Source organism: Acinetobacter sp. 24-47-64, assembly GCF_057737055.1.
This window is the reverse complement of the sequence record NZ_CM173215.1, coordinates 1,844,105-1,862,975: the sequence shown is the minus strand read 5'-3', so window position 1 is coordinate 1,862,975 and position 18,871 is coordinate 1,844,105. Positions and strand designations below refer to the sequence as shown.

Here is an 18,871-nt window from a genome sequence, read left to right as displayed (position 1 = left end):
AGCAGTACCAGTAATACAGGGAGGAAAATACCTTTCAACCATTTATTCCCTTTTGTCGACAGTTGTGATTGGACATTGATATTCCGATGCTCAATTGCTTTTTCACTGATCGCCATTATTTTGTCACCACTTTTTGAGCGAATGAGGCATTAAATAACTGTTGAACAACTTGATTTACATTTGTTCCTTTACGAACTAAGTCTTCTTCAGTCAAGATTTTGCCGGATTTTTGTAGTGCATTAATATGTTGGGCTGTAGGAATGTTTTGATTAAAGTCAGTACGCTGAAGCTGAAGTTTTGCAACCTCTAAAGGTAGTTTAGCTTCAGTGGCGAGTAACTGCGCCAGTTTATCTGGATTGGCTTTTGCCCATTTACGTGCTTGCTCATACGCTTTAATTACGGCTTCAATTGCTTCTGGGCTAGATCGAGTAAATGGCTCTTTGACGCTTAACACGCTATAACTATTAAAGCCTACATTACGATAAAGCAGTTTTGCACCCGACTGAACTTGAGCTGATGCCATCAAAGGGTCTAAGCCAGCCCAAGCATCCACTTGTTTACGTTCTAACGCCGTTTTGCCATCTGGATGTTGCAAATGAACAAGCTGTACATCTTTTTTATTCAATCCAACGGTATCTAAAGCTTGTAGCGTAAATAAAAATGGGTCAGTTCCTTTTGTTGCGGCAATTTTTTTACCTTTTAGATCTTTTAAGGATTTAATCGGGGAGTCTTTTGGCACGACTAAAGCTGTCCATTCAGGTTGGCTTTGGATATAAACTGTTTTAACAGGGCTACCATTGGCACGACTTAATACAGCGGCAAGACCAGCAGTTGAAGCAAAATCAACACTGCCGCTATTGAGATATTCTAAGGAGCGATTACTGCCTTGACTAAATACCCATTTGATTTTGGTATTGGGTAAAGCCTTTTCTAATAGCTTTTGATTTTTAACCACTAAGCTCGTAGGAGCATAATAGGCATAATCCAGTTTGATTTCCTTAGGAAGTGCGGCATTGGCTCCACTATGAACAACACTAATTGCTAAACCCAACAGTCCTAATTTCAATGGAGATATCGATTTTTTCATTAAAGTACCTGATTTAATTCGCTAAATTTTCGATATAAATAGCCTTTCAGGTGATTTGTGACAAAAAAGAAAATGAGATATTAAAAGAACAAATTTTGATAAAGTTAAAATTATGAGTTAACAAATTGAAATCAAATCAATATTTTATAAATATTGTGGTTTTGTGAAAATATAGTGATTTATCAGAACTTTATATAAATTAATGCAATGAGATGAAGGTCACATAATTTAATATAGCAAGGCTAAGAGTGAAAATGAGACCAAACCATATCAGCTTGATCTCAATACTCACATTATACGAAATACTCAGTTGAAATATCGCTCACTTCAAGAAGGTCTAATGAGTCTGACTCCAAAGCCAAGCATAGCGCTACTACCTTTAAAGTGTCCGAAATTTTTGAAGCATCTTTTAACGCAATACCAGATTTCAGTTCATTAAGACGCTCAGTTGAAATATCTAATGCAAGTGCAGTTTCACTTGCATCTTGAGTGTCTAGGAATTGATTGATTGCATTTTTTAAATCTATTTCAGATGCATTCAGAATGCTCATTTGAAGCTGCTCTGTAATTTGATCTGAATCTTGATTAAGTGCATGGGGGAAAGTTTGAGCAAAATTTTGCTCTAAGACATCGATCATTTTAAACATGATTGAACCTTTAGGAGATATGGCAAACTGCCGAAATGAATAAGATTAAAATAGTCTAAATATTAGCCGAATTCAAAAGAATAACGATGACTGTATGGTTTTTAAATCATGTCACTAAAGCAAACTTAACTGTAATGTGTGATTAATTTTTTATATTAAATAAATATTAAATTATAACTATTTTGAATTATTTAGACCAATTGGTCACTGAATAAATTGAATCCGTATTAGAGGAGGATTACCCTAAAGCCAACTTAAAACTAAAAAAAGGATAATGAGATTTATGAATATTCAAGGAAAAGTGATTGTTATTACAGGTGGCGCTTCTGGGTTAGGTGCGGCGACAGCAGCTTATCTTCAACAGCAGGGTGCTCGTGTGGTAATTGTTGATATGAATGCATCTTTGGGCGAGCAGACGGGTCAAGAAATTGGTGCAGAGTTTATTCAACTAGATGTAACTGATGAAAAAGCAGTTGAATCATTCTTTGCACACATACAAGGAAAATATGGACAATTAAATGGTTTAATCAACTGTGCTGGTATTGCACCATCAGCTAAAGTGCTTGGTCGCGATGGCCTACATGCCTTAGATATGTTCCAAACAGTGCTGAATATCAACGTCAGTGGAACCTTTAATATGTTGCGCTATGCTGCGCAATTAATGTCACAGTATACGCTTTCGGGGGAAGAGGAAGAACGCGGTGTCATTGTGAACACGGCTTCAGTTGCTGCTTTTGACGGTCAAATTGGTCAGGCTGCATATTCTGCATCTAAGGGCGCTGTTGTTGGTATGACTTTACCATTGGCGCGTGAGTTAGCACGTGAAAAGATCCGTGTTATGACTATTGCGCCAGGAATCATGGAAACCCCGATGCTTAAAGGTCTTCCGCAAAATGTGCAGGATGCATTGGGACAGATGGTTCCATTCCCACCACGTTTAGCTAAACCTGAAGAATTTGCGAAACTGGTTGGACATATCTTTGAAAATTCGTATTTAAATGGTGAAGTGATTCGATTGGATGGCGCAATTCGTATGGCGCCAAAATAATATATGAAAATCAGTTTAGTCTTCACTTAAATAAACGACTAAACTGATCTCAGATGCTTTATGGTGAAATCGCCGGACGAGCTACATTTCGATACTTCTCAAGTAATGCATCAAGCCGGGCTACAGTTTCAATATCCGCGAAACCATCATATTTCTCAGGATAAAAATGCATTTGGAATGCGGATACAACATTTTGAGTGACTTGATCATATTGACCAGTGACAGGAATGTTATATCCGTATAATGCCAATTTGCTTTGTAACGAAGCAATATCATTCTTCCAAGGATGATAGGTACGATAATAATTTACAGTGTCGTTATCGTACCAAGCACCAATGTTGTAGTCTTCATATAAACGTTTCCAAGGAAATAGCGGACCTGGATCGAATTTACGACCTGGAGAAATATCACTGTGCCCCAAAATTCGGTCGGGTCTGATCTCGTATTTTTTAGTCATTTTTAAAATAATATCCGCAAGGACTTCGATTTGTTGTTTTGATGAAAATGGATACCATCGACGTTGCATCAAAGGGAGTTGTTCATCATCTGCAGGGAAACCGAGATTTTCAATTTCAATTCCGATACTCGAGGCATTCAAACTACTGTTGGTCTGCCAAGAACTCGCGCCAGCATGCCAAGCTCTTTTATCATCAGGCACAAGACGGTACACAGTAAATTTACCATTGGTTGGTAATTCGGGTACAAAATAGTGACTACTGGCAGGAAAATTAGGATCTTTAAACAAAGCTAGAGTTTCGTCTTTAGATACTGCTGTGTAGTGCAGAATCAAGAACATTTGCCGATTGTCTTGATTCGGTGAAGTGTTCTCTTCGTCCAGATCATAAAGCGTGCTTTCTATATATTCTGGTTGGGTATCCGAACCTTGATTGACGTATGTAATGTTGGTGATCTTTTCATCTTTACATGCCGTCAGGAATAAACTCGACATTAATAATGTAGCGAGTGCTAAAATTTTTTTATTCATAAGTATAACTGTCATTTATTGGATTTAGATGTTTTTAAAATCAATTGCTAGTGAATCAATTATTGAGATTATGTTTATTGATATTAAAAAATAAAATAATAAAAATTAAACAAACCTATTCGAATTGTAACAATAAGGTACAGATCTTCTAGGGTAAAAATTATCTTCAGAATTGTATGAATAGACTGCTTATTTATTCGGTATCATAGGCTTATACAAGCATGTAATCAGGGTGTTTAGGTGAGTGATAGCATTGAACTGAGTGATGTTGAGCTACAGTTGTACGCAAGACAAATATTACTAGAGGATTGGGATATTGATGCACAAGAAAGATTAAAACTGTCCAATGTGCTTATTATTGGTTGTGGTGGGATAGGGTGTTTGACTGCAGAGTTGTTGGCAAGAGCAGGTGTAGGTAAGTTGACACTCATCGATGCTGATACTGTAGAAATCAGTAATTTACAGCGACAACTTGCCTTTGATCATCATGATGTGGGTTTTTACAAAGCTGAAGTGTTAGCAAAGAAAATTTCTCAAATTAATCCTTATATTAAGATTGAATACATCACTTCAAAAATTGATTTTAATAATGCTGCCGCACTGATTACACATCAAGATCTTGTGTTAGATGGTTGTGATAATTTTGAAACCCGTTATTTGGTCAATCAAATCTGTAAGGATGCGAATGTTCCACTCATCAGTGCTTCTGCAATTGGTTTGCAGGGTCAGTTATTTATGGTGGATGGTGAATCAGCGTGTTATGAATGTCTTTTTCCCAAAGAAGATCATGCAGATGATAGTTTAAGGTGTGCAGATTCAGGAGTTTTAGCAACAACTCCTAACGTGATGGCAAGTATGCAAGCACATCATGCGCTATTATATCTGGGGTTAAATTTAACACCATTAAAACAGAAGATCCTTCTATGGAATGGAAGGAACATGCAACAGCGAATTTTGAATTTTGACAAGGATAAAGAATGTCAAATCTGTCACAGCAGTCAATCCGCAAAGACAATTTAATTTGCTACACTCAACATATCGAAATTTAATATCGACATTATGAAAAATAATATTTGGTTAGATGGTTTACGCTCAGTGGCCCGTGTAGGTGAAACTGCGGTCATTGCTGCGCGAGCAGGGATTAAATACGCGACAGAAAAACCGAGTAATGCGAAATTAATGCGCGAAACTTTCGAGTCACTTGGTTCAACGTATATTAAGTTGGGACAGTTTATTGCCAGCACGCCTTCATTATTTCCACGTGAATATGTTGAGGAATTTCAAGGGTGTTTAGATCAGACACCTAAACTCCCATTTAGCTATATTGAAAGTGTCTTGAATGCTGAGTTTGAAGGTCGTGATTTAGGTGAAATTTTCGCATCTATTGATGAAACGCCATTAGCTTCTGCTTCGATCGCACAAGTGCATGCTGCTAAATTGGTGAGCGGCGAAGATGTCGTGATCAAAGTGCAAAAACCTGGTGTTGAAACCATCCTTTATACGGATTTAAATGTCCTACATTGGGCGACCAAGATTCTAGAGAAGGCAGTTCCTAAAGTTAAATTTGCTTCACTTGCGGATATTGTTGAAGAAATCAAAACACGTATGGTTCGTGAAGTTGATTTTATTGAAGAAGCAAAAAATATTGATGATTTTGTTAATTATCTGCACATTACTCAAAATACCAAAGCGACTGCACCAAAGGTATATCATCAATATTCAACACGCCGTGTCCTGACAATGCAGCGTCTGTATGGCGTGCCGTTGACGGATTTCGATGTGGTTCGTCAAGTTTCCAAAGACCCATCACAGGTTTTGATTACTGCCATGAACACATGGTTTGGTAGTTTGATGATGTGTGAAAGTTTCCATGCAGATTTACATGCAGGCAACCTCATGCTTTTGGATGATGGTCGCATTGGATTCATTGATTTTGGTATTGTGGGACAATTAAAGCCTGAAGTATGGACTGCATGTATTGCTTTCATGGATGCATTGCAAAATACCAATTATCCATTGATGGCAGAAAATATGCTGAAAATGGGCATGACCAATACGCAAATTGATACAACAGTTTTGGCAAACGATTTAGAACGATTATTCAGTGGCGTGCTCACCGCTGATCCTCAGCAAATTCTGTCATCTAATCCAGCCGACTTAAATGACATCATGATGGATATGGTGGCTGTAGGTGAGCGTCATGGCATCCGTTTCCCACGGGATTTCGCATTGCTGTTTAAACAAATGCTTTATTTTGATCGTTTTATGAGAATTCTTGCGCCGTACACTGATATTTATGCAGATCAGCGCTTACAAATGGTACAAACAATCGATCCTAATCTTTTGTTGAAACATTAAATCTTAAACAAGTGTTAAAATATAAAAGCAAATCCTCAATAGAAGAGGATTTGCTTTTATCGCCTCCCGTCAAGTGTGCTATCACTGTTTGATAGTTTACGAAAAGGTCATGATTGAAGATGGATTCCATATTAATTGAAGGTTTGAAAGTTGAAACAGTCATCGGATGTTTTGACTGGGAACGGCAAATCATTCAACCATTATTGCTTGATCTTCATATTGCGACTGATTTAGAGCAGGCATCAAATTCAGATCTTCTCGCTGATACTTTAAATTATGCTGAAATTTGTGAAATCGCGACTCAGACGATTCAAAAAGCTCAACCTGAATTAATTGAATTTGCTGCAAAAATTGTCCTCAAAGCTTTGTTTGACCAATATCCAGCAATTGAGTCTATTCAAATTACTGTGCGTAAGCCTGCCATTATTCCACAAGCCAATTCAGTAGGAATTCGTCTTGAAAGACACCGTAATGATTTATGCGCTAGCATTGGCGAGTAATAGCCAACCGCACAATCATCTGGTGAATGCATTAAAACAAATTGCGTCATTGGGATGTATTACGCGTTCTCCTATCTATGTCATACCTTGTCGAGATGGTGTTGGACAAGATTATTGGAATGCTGCATGTTTATTAGAATCAAAGCAGCAAGTCAATGAAATTACCAATCTTTTAAAAGCGCTGGAAAAAGCTTCTGGTCGAGTCCGTCCGTCACATGATATCTCTTTGGATGTAGATCTCATTGCATGGGGAAATACGCTCCAAAATATGCAATTTAATCCAAAAAAAATGCCATTAGCCTTAGATGTTAAAATTCCAATGTTTGATATTTGGGAAAATCCATTATTTGAGCATGAAGCGCATCATTTTCCTCAAGTGTCACTAGATGGTTCATTTTCTAAAATAGGATGAGTTTCGCCGAATAGTCCATCGGTAGCATTGATCAAATATGTCTTTGATACGCAAATAGGCTCTGATGTAACAATAATCGGCTTCTTTTGAATGGACTAATTTTTATAATACCGCACTTCAAAATAAATAAGCTCCATATCAAGAAGATGTATAAAATTATTGTGTTAAGCGCAATTTTGGCGTTCCTCTCAGGTTGTGCAACGCTTTCCCCTCAAGAGTGTCGAACTGCTCAATGGTCGGAAATAGGTGAAAAAGATGGAAGCAGTGGTTATTCGAATCGCATTGATAAACATCAAAAAGCCTGTTCAAAAGTGAATATTGAACCTGATCACAAGTTATATGAAAAAGGTTACCAACTCGGGCTTCGTTCATATTGTCAACCCGAAGTTATTTTCGATGGAGCTTTGGATGGAAGAGGTGGGTATAGGGTTTGTCCATCAGAGTTACATGCCCAATTAGCACCCTTTTATAATGTGGCCGATCAGTACTATCGTTCTAAGAAAGACAAAGATGCTAAAGATAAAGAAATTGAAACTTATCGAGACTACTTACTGGATGACAAAATCACCAAAGAAAAGCGGGAAGAGTATCTTAAGAAAATAAAGTCCTTAAAGCAGGATAAATTGCGGTTAGATTTGAATTTCAATCATGCTGAGCGTGAATTAAATAAGTTTAGACGATTCCATCATCTATAAAAAATGCGGCCCATGAGCCGCGTTTTTTTTAAATATAATAACTTGTTTTGGTCATGAGTTTGGATATACCCGTCATTGCGATTTTGACCGCAGCTGGTAATTCCACACCACCTGCATTTAGTGCAGTATCTCGATGTTGAAGTTCATCCTGATTCATCTGTTTCAAAATTTGACGAGAGCGTTCATCATGCGGTGGGAGTTGGTCAAGATGGTGTTGCAAATGCAGACTCACTTGGCGTTCAGTTTCTGCAACGAAGCCTAAACTGTATTTGTCACCAGCAATACCTGCAATCGCACCCATACCAAAAGAAAGACCATACCATACAGGATTGAGTAGACTTGTATGACTATCTAACTCTTTTAAACGATCTTCACACCATGCTAAATGATCTTGTTCTTCAATCGCGGCATGCTCCATTTCACGACGAACATTAGGCAATTTAGCTGTCAATGCTTGACCGTGATAAAGCGCTTGAGCGCAGACTTCACCACTGTGATTAACACGCATGAGTCCAGCAACATGCCTTGCTTCACTCACTGCGAGATGAGTCTCTGCTTGACTTGCTGGATTTTCACGTTGTGAGGTGGTGGTGCCTGGTACCAAACTACGCAGTGCTTGATCAAATGAATGGATAAATTTATCTAGACCTGTGTAGTGACGCATAACCTTAATCCTCTAAATCAATTTGAGCATTTTTTAACATTGGTTTTAAGCGTGTTAATAACCAAATCGTGTACAGAGCACTCAATATTGCTGTAATACCGAATAGAATCTTAATATCAATACTTAAGATACTTAAAATAATAATGGAGAATATAGCAGAAGACACCATGAATACTGCATTCATAATGTTATTAGCAGCCACTACGCGAGCACGATGTGAACACGGTGAATAGGCTTGCATCATGGCATACAGCGGAACAATATAAAAACCACCACTGATCCCCAATAAAGTAACTGCAATCATCACATGATAATAAATCATACCAGAATTAAACATGTCTGATATGCCAATAAAATCTCCAGTCCTTTCAGGAACAAAGGCTAAACTTCCTGCTAAATAGAAGGCGAAAACGGTTAAGCCTACTGCACCAATAGGCACCATTTTAATATTGACCTCTGAGCCACCAATTTTTCGGCATAGCAATGAACCTACACCAATACCCACAGAAAAAAAGGTAAGGAGGAGGCTGACCACATTTTCATTGGCGTGTAGATTTTGCTGAGTCATTTGAGGAATTTGAGTTAAATAAGTCGCGCCGTAAAACCAATACCAAGAATTACCCAATAAAATGGTAAAGATGAGGGGTAAACTTTTTGCATAACGTATGGTTTGAAAACTGGTTCGAAAGAAATTCCAATCGACATTGATATGATTTTCACGGACTTTTTGTTTGACAATGAAGCGACTACAACTATAACCAAGTATCGCGATGGTCAAGACCGTCAGGCTGATCCAAACTAAGTTGCCTTCAGAGTTTGAAATCACTACACCACCCAAGATCATCCCCATCAATATTGCAATGGAAGTACCTGACTGAAATAAAGCATTACCCGACATCAATTCATTCGGTTTTAATATTTCAGGGAGAATGGCGTATTTAATCGGTCCGAAGAAGGTACTGTGAGTACCCATGAGGAACAATGCTAATAACAATAGCCATAAATTGCCGAGTAAAAATCCAGCAGTACCAATCAGCATAATCAAGATTTCAAGCAATTTGATATTACGAATCAAGAAAGAGCGTTCGTATTTGTCTGCAATTTGTCCTGCAGTCGCTGAAAAAATGAAGTAAGGTAGAATAAAGAGAAGTGCAGCTAGATTATTCAGTGTGCTTACGCTTGCGGTCTGTTGTTGAATCCAACCATAGGTAATGACAAGCAATAAGGATTGTTTAAAGACATTATCGTTTAAGGCTCCAAAAAATTGAGTCAAAAACATAGGTAAAAAACGGCGCGAACTCAGTAGATGCTCTTGTTTTTGCATGACAATTCAGCTTTTTTAAAAATTATTAAGAAATGTGATGATTTAGTAACAATATCGGAAAATCATGTATCATATTTTCATCCTAAAAATTTCGAAAATACTAGAAATTTGATTCAGTTAGCTTGAGTGAAAAATCCGTATTTTCTATTTAAAATATAAAGTATTCAGAGCGCAGTATGCCATCGAAAACACAATTTAAAAAATCATTACTTTCCCAATGTGTACAGCACACATGGATATCAAATGATATCAATAAATGGTTCTATGCAAGTGTTTTTTTAGGTGCTCTTTCTTCACCTGTGTTATTTGCAGCCGATACAGTGGTTTCAAGTCAGGAGCTTGAGCCTGCGACATCCGTACAAGCCATCGAAAATAATAAACAAAAAATAGAAAACGTTGCGCAGCAACAGGGATTGTCAAAAGAAAAAATTGAAAGTATTGATCAAAAAATAGATCAGTTGAGTGGGCAAGATGATTTTAATAGTTATGAAATGCTTCAGCAGCAAGAGCAATTGAGTCCACAAGAGCAATTCAAGCCGATAGAATTTGATGATTTGGAGTTGCTGCCTGAGGAGAGTGTGGACCCTCGACTTGCCAATGAAATTTTATCAGTCGCTGAAGAAGCCAAGCAGGAAGCGCAAAATTTCAGATCGGGATTGACGACTCCAGCCATTCAAGTACAAGATCTACCTGCGAATGACATTTCAGAAGCTGAGTTAACAAAAGCGCCAGTCAACATTGATCAGTTGATGCAAAATATTCAGTCTGATCGTCAGATTGAGGTGTCTGAAAATGTGGAAGGACGTTCATTATCCGTTCAAACCCAAGAACCTGAAAATAAAGAACCAGAAAAAGTAAATGTGTTTAAACGCATTTTCTACAAAATACGTCCTCCACGTCTTAATCAGCCCGCTGCTGTGCCACGTATTACCGCAGATGTTACAGGCGCACCTAAACCACTCGCGGACAATATCAAAGCAAAGTTATCATCATTCACAGTTGAGTCATTTTCAGATTTCAATGCTGCCGTCCCGCAACTCCGTAATATGACTGTCCAAGCTGCACAAGCCGTAGGTTATTACGATGCTGAATTTAAGTTTGAAAAAGTCAGTGATAACCGTGTGCGTGTCAATGTCACACCTCATAATCCAGTAGTGGTGCGAGAACAAAATATTGAATTTACTGGGCCTGGGCAGAATCTTGCTCAATTGCAAGTGATTCGAGTGCTTCCTGATTTGGAGGTGGGTGATATTTTCGATCATGGTAAATACGAAGCGACAAAAGCTCGAATCATTGAAGCGGCGAATAACAACGGTTTCTTTGATTATTATTGGCGAATGCACGATGTCATGTTGGCCCGCCCTCAAAATCAAGCAGATATAAATTTGAAGATGGAAACAGGTGAACGTTATAAGCTGGATGATGTGCAGTTTAGAATGAGTGATCCATCAAAAAAATTACCGATTCGTGAAGATATTTTAAGAACATTAGCTCCTTGGCAAGAAGGTGCAGACTTTACCGCATGGCGTGTAAATGTATTAGCCAACAACTTAACCAATTCACGTTATTTTAACTATAGCCTCGTTGACGCTGTTAAACCTGATCCAATTATTAAGCCGCTTGAACTCGCACCTGATTTGCAGGCTTTAGTGGATGAGCAAAAAATCGATCGAAGTTTATTAACAGGTCAAGAAAAGGCTGAACAACAGGCAAGTTCATCAGAAGAAGTCACGCAGAATGTGGCAGATGAAACTCAATTTGCTGGCGGAAATGAGCGTCGTACCTTGCAACAACGGAATGATTCTGAGAATCAAGCACAAGCCAAGGAGGCTGAGAATGAGCGTTTACAAGCCTTAGCACGTGAAGAGAAAAAAATCCCTGTCATCGTGACATTGAATGCGGATAAATTAAATAGTGTTGAAGCGGGTATTGGTTATGGTACTGATACCGGTGTGCGCTTACGAAGTCAGTACCGCCGTTCTATTGTGAATGATCGTGGTCATTCGTTTGATGCAAACTTAGAGTTGTCACAAGTCAGACAATCGATTGATGGTCGTTATAATATTCCATATAAACACCCATTAAATGATTATGTCAGTCTAGTGGGGGGGTACGAGCGTGAAGATCGTGATGAAATTGGTAATGGATTAAATCTCATCGTGGAATCCGCCGTTGCCGGAGCTGACAGAATTATTAAAGGTGCGCGTCGTGATTGGCAGCATATTTTTGGCGTGCGTTATCGTCTAGATCGTATGACGATTGAAGGTGATATTCCTGAGACACTTGACCCAGATACCAATTGGGATGAAATCCCAGAGTTTGTCGTTGCAACGGGTAATGATGAGCAGCAATCTTTATTACTTGGTTATGAAGCCACTAAAGTCACCAGTGATAATCGATTAAATCCGACAAAAGGATTTAAACAAAACTACAAAATCCAATTGGGGAGTGAGAGCCTGCTATCCGATGCTGATATGGCGATTGTAAATGCGAACTGGAAATTTTTATATTCATTAGGCAGTAACAATGATCATCAATTCATTGGTGGGGCAAACCTCGGTTATATCATCACTGAAGATTTTCAAAAAGTGCCCTATAACTTGAGATTCTTTGAAGGGGGTGACCAAAGTCTACGAGGATTTGACTATAAGAGTTTGTCCCCTGTGGAATTTGGATATAAAGTCGGAGGTCAAGCGCGTGCGATTGGGACTTTAGAGTACAATTACCAATTTAAAGAAGGCTGGCGCGCCGCATTATTTAGTGATTTTGGTAATGCTTATGATGAAAAATTTACCAATGATACTGAATATAGCATAGGAGCAGGAATCCGCTGGAACTCTCCAATTGGTCCAATTCGTCTAGATGTGGCATCGGGGATATCTGATCCTGGTAAACCGATTCGTCTACATTTCTTTATCGGGCCGCAACTTTAATATTTAAGATAATAAAAGTACTCAAACATTTTTTGGAATAAGTATGGCTGAAGACATCGAGCAGCAACCTGAGCAACAACCTGATCAAAACGTGACGCCACAGCGAAGTTTATTACGCCGTGTATTGCTGATCATTTTATTTATTCTGATCTTTTTTGTGGCTTCGCTTGCCGTAATGTTTTCAACAGACAAAGGCAGTAAATTCTTACTTGACCGTGCTTTGTCCACTCAACAGATTATTCAGTATGAATATGAAGGTGGAAATTTACTTCAAGGCATTATTCTAAAAAATGTATTGGTGACGCTGAAATCAGTTGATGTGAAAATTGATAGAGCTGATGTCACTTTGGGTTGGCGTGCCATATTAGATAAAGAAATTCATTTGAATCGTGCCGATGTCCGAAATTTGCGTGTCATTAACAAGTCACCGCCAAGTGATGAGCCATTTAAGTTTAGTGAAATTAAACTCCCTTTTGTTTTACGTGTTGATCATGCCGATATCGATCAATTGGTGATCCAAACTTCAAGTTCTAACGTGCAATTTAATGACATTATCCTAAACGAAGCACTATGGTCAGGTACTGAGCTTAAGTTTGAAGACTCGCAGTTTGATATGGGTTATTTGTCTGTAAAAAATGCAACAGGTCAGATGGATTTTAAAGGTAAATATCCGTTAGATGCGCAAGCAGTTGTAAGACTCCCATCTTTAAAGTCGATCAACGTTGAGGATATTTATCTCCATGCAAAAGGCTCTTTAGATACCATTCAAGCGGGCATTGCCACACGTACCCCTGATTTATTAACAGGTTGGGCAGTGGTACATCCAGTTCGAAAAAATGTACCAATGCAGGGTGCTTTAAACTTTAAAGATTATCACTGGCCTTTAATGCTAGAGCAGGAGCTTTTATCTAAACAAGGTGTTGCTAAGTTTTCTGGAGATATCCAACGTTTGAATTTGGATATTAACACCGATATTTCTGGTAAAAATATTCCTCAAGGACAATATACTGCGCTTGCGCATACAGATCTCGTCAATCAATTGAATATTTCAAACCTGAATGGTCAATTGATGAACGGGGCGCTGAATCTTGTGGGTGTCGTCGGGTGGAAGGATAAAGTCACTTGGGATGTGCAAGGTCGCTTAGATAAAATCAATCCAAAAGATAAAGTGATTCCACAAGTGGTGCAAGATTTTCTGCCAGAACGTTTGGATGCCAAAATCGCTTCAGCAGGTTCGTTAGAGAAGGGATTAGCTCTCACAGCACTTATTGATTTCGACCAATATGAAACATGGAATTTAAATCTTAATCAAGCTGAACAAAAAAATAATAAGCCGAATCCGATGTTGCTAGATGTCGCTTGGAAAAATATTGATCGTGCTGTTCCGTACATTGGTTGGTTAAGTAGTGAATCTGGGGATGTAAAACTTGCTTTAGTTGAAGGTCAACAAAATATTCATGTGGCAACCGTAGTTGGTGCAAATGAAAAAGGAACATTACCTGCTGGCAAATACAATGCCCAATTAGACCTTAAAGGTAATGATCTTCATGTTCCTTCATTTATCTATCAAGCAGATGGAAAAGGATCTTTACAAGCAAATGCCAAGGTTGAATTACCATCTGATCAAAGACAGTTGAAGTGGAATGCGGTGCTTAATGCAAAAGACTTTAATCCGCAAACCATCAGTTATGCTGCTCCTGTAAATTTATTAAATGGACAAATTCAAGCGAGTGGCTTTGCTCGACCTAACCAGCAAATTATTCAGTTAAATCAGATTAATCTTTCAGGTCAACTTGCCAATCAAAATCCACCGGAAACAATTAAGCTGACTGGCTCAAGTACAGCAGCCATTCTTCTACATGATGAAAAGTCGGGTGGTGGTTTTAAAGGCTTCGCAGTAAATTATGATGGTGCATTACATGCAAGCCAACTGTCACAAGGGGATGGTCAGCTTAAAATACGTGTAGCAGGCACACCTCAGCGCATCAATATTTCCGAATTTAAACATCAGGGTGCTGCGGGTCAGATCAATGCCAATGGTTTAGTCAATTTAGCCAATGGAATCGGATGGGACATTAATGCTTCTTTAATACGCTTTAAGCCTCATTATTTTGTTTCAAGTGTTAAAGGTGAAATTTCAGGTAATGTCAAAACGGATGGTGTTTGGTCAGCTCGTTTGAAAAAAATTAATATTGATCGACTCAACCTCGCTGGCATGATCAATAAAAAACCGCTGAGAGCAAAAGGTAATCTTGCTGTTATTCTTAATTCGAATCAGACAGGTTTCTTGCCACAACAGTTTGAAGCCAATAATTTGTATTTTGTGTATGCGCAGAATCAGATTCAAGCCGAAGGGAATGCTCAGAATCTTCGCGTTAAAATTGACGCACCTGCATTATTTGAGCTTTATCCTGGTTTACGTGGTCGTGCGCAAGGTTTTGTTAATGTGCAGTCTCAACCGAGATTGTCCGCAACTGCGAATGTAAAGGTGAATAACTTTGGTTTCAATGATCTTGTCAGTATCAAATCACTCAACATCCAAGGGGAATTACCAACTTCAGATACAGTGCCTACTGCATTAACTGCAAGAATGGACAGTTTAAGAAGTGGCAATCGTGAGATTCAAAATGCTGAAGTCTCAATTGCTGGTACGCGAAAAGCACATTTATTGAAAGTCCAAGCCGCGAACAAGCTTTCTAAATTTTATGTTCAACTGGCAGGTGGATTTAATCCTGCGAATGATTGGTTAGGTCAAATTCAAAAAGGTGACTTTGACTCAGCACGCGCGCATTTGAAACAGGCTCAACCTGCCCCTGTGATTTATAATACTGCGAAAACAGAATTATTTGTGGGTGCTCATTGCTGGACCAGTAATCAGAGCCAACTTTGCTTTGATCAGCCTTTACGTGTGAGTAAGACCAAAGGTAGCACCTCATTTGTGAGTCGGAATTTAGATCTTGGTGACTTTGCCGCATTTATGCCTGAAGGTTTCGCAATTACGGGTAAATTGGATGGTTATGCTAAAGCGTCTTGGGGGCAAGGCATTCAACCAAAAATCGATGCCAAACTTGTTACGCGTAATGGTGTTGTGGGTCTAGCAGCTGCCGATCCTGATGATATCAGCACTACAATGAACTATGATGAAGTAAGTCTTATTGCGCGAAGTATTCGTGAAGGATTATTACTTCGTGCTGATTTGAAAGCTCCGAATATTGGGACTGGATATGCAAATGTTGTGGTGAATCCATTTGTTGATTCGAAACCAATGCGTGGTGAAGTTGCTCTGAGTCAAGTACAACTGAAAATTTTAAAACCATTCATTGCGGATGTGCGTAAAATCGATGGTAATTTATCCCTTGCGGGTAAAATCAGTGGGACATTGACTCAACCGTTATTTAACGGCGAAATGCGACTTAAAAATGGTTCAATCAGCATGATTTCGTTACCTGTTAATCTCACGAATATTCAGCTGTATTCATCTATTCGTCAAAACCAAGCGACGATCGATGGCGCTTTCAATAGTGGTCGAGGTGTGGGTAAGTTAACGGGTGATATCGATTGGAAAAATGATCCTAGAATTCGTTTAAAACTCAAAGGTGATAATTTATTTATTCGCCAAGCACCATTAATCACAGCTGTTGTGAACACTGAAATGGATTTAGATGCACGTCCTGTCAGTAAGCAGTTAACTTTGAATGGTAAAGTTGAAGTTCCGCGTGCGCTGATTTCAATGCCAGAATCGAGTGCGTCCGTAGTGCCTTTATCCGCCGATGTTCGAGTGGTACGTGAAGGTGATAATCAACTCGCGGTACTTAAGGCTGCAAAGCCATGGGATATCCGCGCTGACTTAGAATTAAATTTAGGAAACCAAGTGATTTTCCAAGGCTTTAATAGTCGTATTCCATTGCTTGGGAGAATTTATTTAACGCAACGCGGATTAGAAACTGCCATGCGTGCCAATGGTGCGATTGGTGTAAGTAAACGCGTTACCATTGAAGCTTATGGGCAGTCTTTAGAATTAAGTCGTGCAATTGCACGTTTCAATGGCGCATTGTCCAACCCAACCCTTGAGGTTGAAGCAAGTAAACTTATTTCAGGCAGTACAGTTGGGGTGCGTGTTACTGGAACCGCAAGTAGTCCAAATATCCAAGTATTTAATGATGCGGGATTATCTGAACAAGAGGCGATGAATGCCTTGATTACAGGTCGAATCAATGAGGGTTCTAGTAGCTTGAGTCAAGCAGAAGGCTTTAAGTCAGATGTGAACAATACCATTGCTGCAGCGGGGATTAGCTTAGGGCTTGGTGGTACACGTGCTTTGACCAATCAAATTGGACAGACATTTGGGTTAAGTGGTCTTGCTCTTGATGCGCAAGGAACAGGTGATGATACTCAAGTGAGTGTGACAGGTTATCTGACCCCTGATTTATATATTCGATATGGTGTTGGTGTCTTTACGCCAGTCAATAAATTGACGCTACGATATCAGATGAACCAAAGACTCTATCTGGAAGCAAGTCAGTCTTTAGAAAAAGCCATTGATATTTTCTACAATTGGAGATTCTAAAAGGTAAAAGGGCTTCGATCGAAGCCCTTTTTAATGCACTGTAGAAACCGAAATTAAATTTAAGCTCTATTGTTAAAATGCTAGACTTAAAATTTATCGGTTAAGAACGAATTAAAAAATGAAAACAATTGCAATATTCATCGCGATGACAGCTGCAACACTCATGGCGGGCTGTCAAACCACTCAAAATGAGCAACTTACTCCAAAAATTGGAATGGCTAATCCTGCAAGCAAATTTTGTGTTCAACAAGGTGGAAAATTAGAAATACGTGATGAGGCAAATGGTCAAGTGGGTTATTGCCAGTTGCCAGATGGTGTTGTGGTAGAGGAATGGGAACTATTTAGACATCATCAAAATATTTGCAAGCCTGAAGAAGCGAAAAAAATAGTCGGTATGCATAATCTTGATGATCAACAGATTTTGAATAAAACCAAAGCCAAAATTATTCGCCGTGTCGGACCAAATGATCTGGTTACTATGGATTATCGAAATGATCGTATTACAGTAACCGTGGATGATCAGAATAAAATTATTCGTTCAAGCTGCGGTTAATGAACGAGAAATGTCATTACACGATTTCCTATTCGGTTTAACTCGATTATCATAGCCGCAACAGGAGAGATGTATGAACAAATTCGTGATTCTGGGTGCTGTACTTGGTTCAGCCGTTTTGCTCAGTGCTTGTGAAGAAAAAAAGCCACTAACCCCTGAAGAAGTCTGGCATGGTTACTGTACCAGTATTGGTAATGCTGCACGCTCTATTTTGCTAGATCGTCAAAATGGTATCGAGAAGACTGCAGCGGTCGAACATGCTTCTAAACTGACCGATCCGACGACGAAGAAATTTGTAGATGCTCAAATTGAGAAGGTCTATGCTTATCCTGCGAATCAATTAGAAGTGGATCGTGATGCATTAATGGCTAAATTCAAAAAAGAAGCAACGGATGAGTGTTTAGCCACTCCTTACGATAAAGATAATCTGCCTGACTACAAACAGTTTTAAGGCGCCACAATAAGATTGATCATAAAAAAGAGGGAAGCGTAAGTTTCCCTTTTTTTTGTCGAAATTAATTACAAATTTTGATTAGCATTAAAATAGAAAAGCTTATATAAAAATAAGATAAATAAAACAAAAGGAGCGGAACAATGGAAGTGGTCGCATACCTGAATAATGCCGATCTTCTGCTTGAAGATGCCAATGGTGTTGCTGTAATTAATGGCAGCCATTACGTCCTAAGTTTAGGGGATCGAGTCTATCTTAAAAATATGATCAATGAACATGCCAAAATTTATCAGGTACACATTAGTTTTGCCTGTGCCGAACACCGCATGCTACATGATGATGAAATTTTGGTCAGATTCGAAGGAACACGAGAAAGTCTGCAACAATATTTAGATCGCACGACTGTCCACTAAGGTTGAATAGTCAAAAAAGGATTTAAAAGGCAACATCTTGTTGCCTTTTATTTATTTCAGATCCGTAAAAGCTTCATGTTAATGTCAGAATTGTTCGATAAAACAACATATTGAACAATGAGTAATCAGAAGAGAGATCATTTAGTAAGAAAATAATGGTCATCACAAAGAAACACTCTTCTTGCATTAACTTTTAACCGGAATTTTAGTAAAATTTAGCAGTCCATATTATTT

At 38.7% G+C, this 18,871-nt stretch carries 16 protein-coding genes; 11 read left to right on the top strand and 5 right to left on the bottom strand.

Translation table 11 applies throughout. The annotated features are described in order from the left end of the window. Positions 1-115: 115 nt before the first annotated feature. Together AC1M85_RS08910 and AC1M85_RS08905 are read right to left on the bottom strand one after the other, a co-directional pair. Positions 116-1,087, bottom strand: a complete 972-nt coding sequence (locus tag AC1M85_RS08910; RefSeq protein ID WP_180027645.1) for an aliphatic sulfonate ABC transporter substrate-binding protein — start codon at positions 1,085-1,087, stop codon at positions 116-118. Positions 1,088-1,380: 293 nt separating this feature from the next. Continuing rightward, positions 1,381-1,734 (bottom strand): hypothetical protein, encoded by a 354-nt coding sequence (locus AC1M85_RS08905; protein WP_180027646.1) that lies wholly within the window; start codon positions 1,732-1,734, stop codon positions 1,381-1,383. Between the two features lie 283 nt (positions 1,735-2,017). Here AC1M85_RS08905 and AC1M85_RS08900 point away from each other — a divergent pair, with 283 nt between their 5' ends. After that, complete coding sequence (locus AC1M85_RS08900; protein WP_488212912.1) at positions 2,018-2,782, top strand: 3-hydroxyacyl-CoA dehydrogenase; 765 nt, start codon at positions 2,018-2,020, stop codon at positions 2,780-2,782. A gap of 58 nt (positions 2,783-2,840) precedes the next feature. Here AC1M85_RS08900 and AC1M85_RS08895 read toward each other — a convergent pair whose 3' ends face one another. After that, positions 2,841-3,767: an N-acetylmuramoyl-L-alanine amidase gene (locus AC1M85_RS08895; protein ID WP_488212911.1), complete on the bottom strand. Its 927-nt coding sequence runs from the start codon at positions 3,765-3,767 to the stop codon at positions 2,841-2,843. A gap of 240 nt (positions 3,768-4,007) precedes the next feature. On the opposite strand from AC1M85_RS08895, the gene AC1M85_RS08890 reads away from it, so the two are divergent. From AC1M85_RS08890 to AC1M85_RS08870, 5 genes are all read left to right on the top strand, one after another. After that, positions 4,008-4,787 carry a HesA/MoeB/ThiF family protein gene (locus tag AC1M85_RS08890; protein ID WP_488212910.1) on the top strand — a complete coding sequence of 260 codons (780 nt, stop codon included), beginning with the start codon at positions 4,008-4,010 and terminating at the stop codon, positions 4,785-4,787. Positions 4,788-4,826: 39 nt separating this feature from the next. Continuing rightward, on the top strand, positions 4,827-6,125 hold the full coding sequence (locus AC1M85_RS08885; RefSeq protein WP_035267090.1) for an ABC1 kinase family protein: 1,299 nt from the start codon (positions 4,827-4,829) through the stop codon (positions 6,123-6,125). 119 nt (positions 6,126-6,244) lie between these two features. Next, the gene (gene folB / locus AC1M85_RS08880) at positions 6,245-6,625 is read left to right on the top strand and encodes a dihydroneopterin aldolase (protein WP_488212909.1); all 381 of its coding nucleotides are present in this window, start codon (positions 6,245-6,247) and stop codon (positions 6,623-6,625) included. Beyond that, positions 6,582-7,037 (top strand): 2-amino-4-hydroxy-6-hydroxymethyldihydropteridine diphosphokinase, encoded by a 456-nt coding sequence (locus AC1M85_RS08875; RefSeq protein ID WP_373683270.1) that lies wholly within the window; start codon positions 6,582-6,584, stop codon positions 7,035-7,037. The genes folB and AC1M85_RS08875 overlap by 44 nt, the downstream gene beginning before the upstream one ends. Before the next feature lie 146 nt (positions 7,038-7,183). After that, positions 7,184-7,732 carry a DUF2799 domain-containing protein gene (locus AC1M85_RS08870; RefSeq protein ID WP_488212908.1) on the top strand — a complete coding sequence of 183 codons (549 nt, stop codon included), beginning with the start codon at positions 7,184-7,186 and terminating at the stop codon, positions 7,730-7,732. Between the two features lie 28 nt (positions 7,733-7,760). On the opposite strand, the gene coq7 is transcribed toward AC1M85_RS08870, so the two are convergent. Together coq7 and AC1M85_RS08860 are read right to left on the bottom strand one after the other, a co-directional pair. Further along, positions 7,761-8,396 carry a 2-polyprenyl-3-methyl-6-methoxy-1,4-benzoquinone monooxygenase gene (gene coq7, locus AC1M85_RS08865; RefSeq protein WP_481589837.1) on the bottom strand — a complete coding sequence of 212 codons (636 nt, stop codon included), beginning with the start codon at positions 8,394-8,396 and terminating at the stop codon, positions 7,761-7,763. A 4-nt stretch (positions 8,397-8,400) separates the two neighbouring features. Beyond that, the gene (locus AC1M85_RS08860; RefSeq protein WP_481589838.1) at positions 8,401-9,720 is read right to left on the bottom strand and encodes an MFS transporter; all 1,320 of its coding nucleotides are present in this window, start codon (positions 9,718-9,720) and stop codon (positions 8,401-8,403) included. Between the two features lie 176 nt (positions 9,721-9,896). Between AC1M85_RS08860 and AC1M85_RS08855 the strand changes: the two genes are divergently transcribed. The 5 genes from AC1M85_RS08855 (at position 9,897) to AC1M85_RS08835 (ending at position 18,637) form a co-directional block, all read left to right on the top strand. Then, a complete protein-coding gene (locus AC1M85_RS08855; RefSeq protein ID WP_488212907.1) occupies positions 9,897-12,653 on the top strand; it encodes an autotransporter assembly complex protein TamA in 2,757 nt (918 codons plus the stop codon). Positions 12,654-12,696: 43 nt separating this feature from the next. Further along, positions 12,697-17,220 (top strand): translocation/assembly module TamB domain-containing protein, encoded by a 4,524-nt coding sequence (locus AC1M85_RS08850; protein WP_488212906.1) that lies wholly within the window; start codon positions 12,697-12,699, stop codon positions 17,218-17,220. 118 nt (positions 17,221-17,338) lie between these two features. Then, positions 17,339-17,773, top strand: coding sequence for an I78 family peptidase inhibitor (locus tag AC1M85_RS08845; protein ID WP_488212905.1), 435 nt, complete (start codon positions 17,339-17,341; stop codon positions 17,771-17,773). A gap of 73 nt (positions 17,774-17,846) precedes the next feature. Continuing rightward, positions 17,847-18,224 carry a hypothetical protein gene (locus tag AC1M85_RS08840; RefSeq protein WP_035267099.1) on the top strand — a complete coding sequence of 126 codons (378 nt, stop codon included), beginning with the start codon at positions 17,847-17,849 and terminating at the stop codon, positions 18,222-18,224. A 143-nt stretch (positions 18,225-18,367) separates the two neighbouring features. Then, positions 18,368-18,637 carry a hypothetical protein gene (locus AC1M85_RS08835; protein WP_035267100.1) on the top strand — a complete coding sequence of 90 codons (270 nt, stop codon included), beginning with the start codon at positions 18,368-18,370 and terminating at the stop codon, positions 18,635-18,637. The last annotated feature ends 234 nt before the right edge of the window (positions 18,638-18,871 follow it).

Excerpts from the sequence above, each read along its gene's own strand:
- AC1M85_RS08910 (WP_180027645.1), bottom strand. The coding sequence starts at position 1,087 with ATGAAAAAATCGATATCTCCATTGAAATTAGGACTGTTGGGTTTAGCA.
- AC1M85_RS08905 (WP_180027646.1), bottom strand. The coding sequence starts at position 1,734 with ATGTTTAAAATGATCGATGTCTTAGAGCAAAATTTTGCTCAAACTTTC.
- AC1M85_RS08900 (WP_488212912.1), top strand. The coding sequence starts at position 2,018 with ATGAATATTCAAGGAAAAGTGATTGTTATTACAGGTGGCGCTTCTGGG.
- AC1M85_RS08895 (WP_488212911.1), bottom strand. The coding sequence starts at position 3,767 with ATGAATAAAAAAATTTTAGCACTCGCTACATTATTAATGTCGAGTTTA.
- AC1M85_RS08885 (WP_035267090.1), top strand. The coding sequence starts at position 4,827 with ATGAAAAATAATATTTGGTTAGATGGTTTACGCTCAGTGGCCCGTGTA.
- folB (WP_488212909.1), top strand. The coding sequence starts at position 6,245 with ATGGATTCCATATTAATTGAAGGTTTGAAAGTTGAAACAGTCATCGGA.
- AC1M85_RS08870 (WP_488212908.1), top strand. The coding sequence starts at position 7,184 with ATGTATAAAATTATTGTGTTAAGCGCAATTTTGGCGTTCCTCTCAGGT.
- coq7 (WP_481589837.1), bottom strand. The coding sequence starts at position 8,396 with ATGCGTCACTACACAGGTCTAGATAAATTTATCCATTCATTTGATCAA.
- AC1M85_RS08860 (WP_481589838.1), bottom strand. The coding sequence starts at position 9,720 with ATGCAAAAACAAGAGCATCTACTGAGTTCGCGCCGTTTTTTACCTATG.
- AC1M85_RS08855 (WP_488212907.1), top strand. The coding sequence starts at position 9,897 with ATGCCATCGAAAACACAATTTAAAAAATCATTACTTTCCCAATGTGTA.
- AC1M85_RS08850 (WP_488212906.1), top strand. The coding sequence starts at position 12,697 with ATGGCTGAAGACATCGAGCAGCAACCTGAGCAACAACCTGATCAAAAC.
- AC1M85_RS08845 (WP_488212905.1), top strand. The coding sequence starts at position 17,339 with ATGAAAACAATTGCAATATTCATCGCGATGACAGCTGCAACACTCATG.
- AC1M85_RS08840 (WP_035267099.1), top strand. The coding sequence starts at position 17,847 with ATGAACAAATTCGTGATTCTGGGTGCTGTACTTGGTTCAGCCGTTTTG.
- AC1M85_RS08835 (WP_035267100.1), top strand. The coding sequence starts at position 18,368 with ATGGAAGTGGTCGCATACCTGAATAATGCCGATCTTCTGCTTGAAGAT.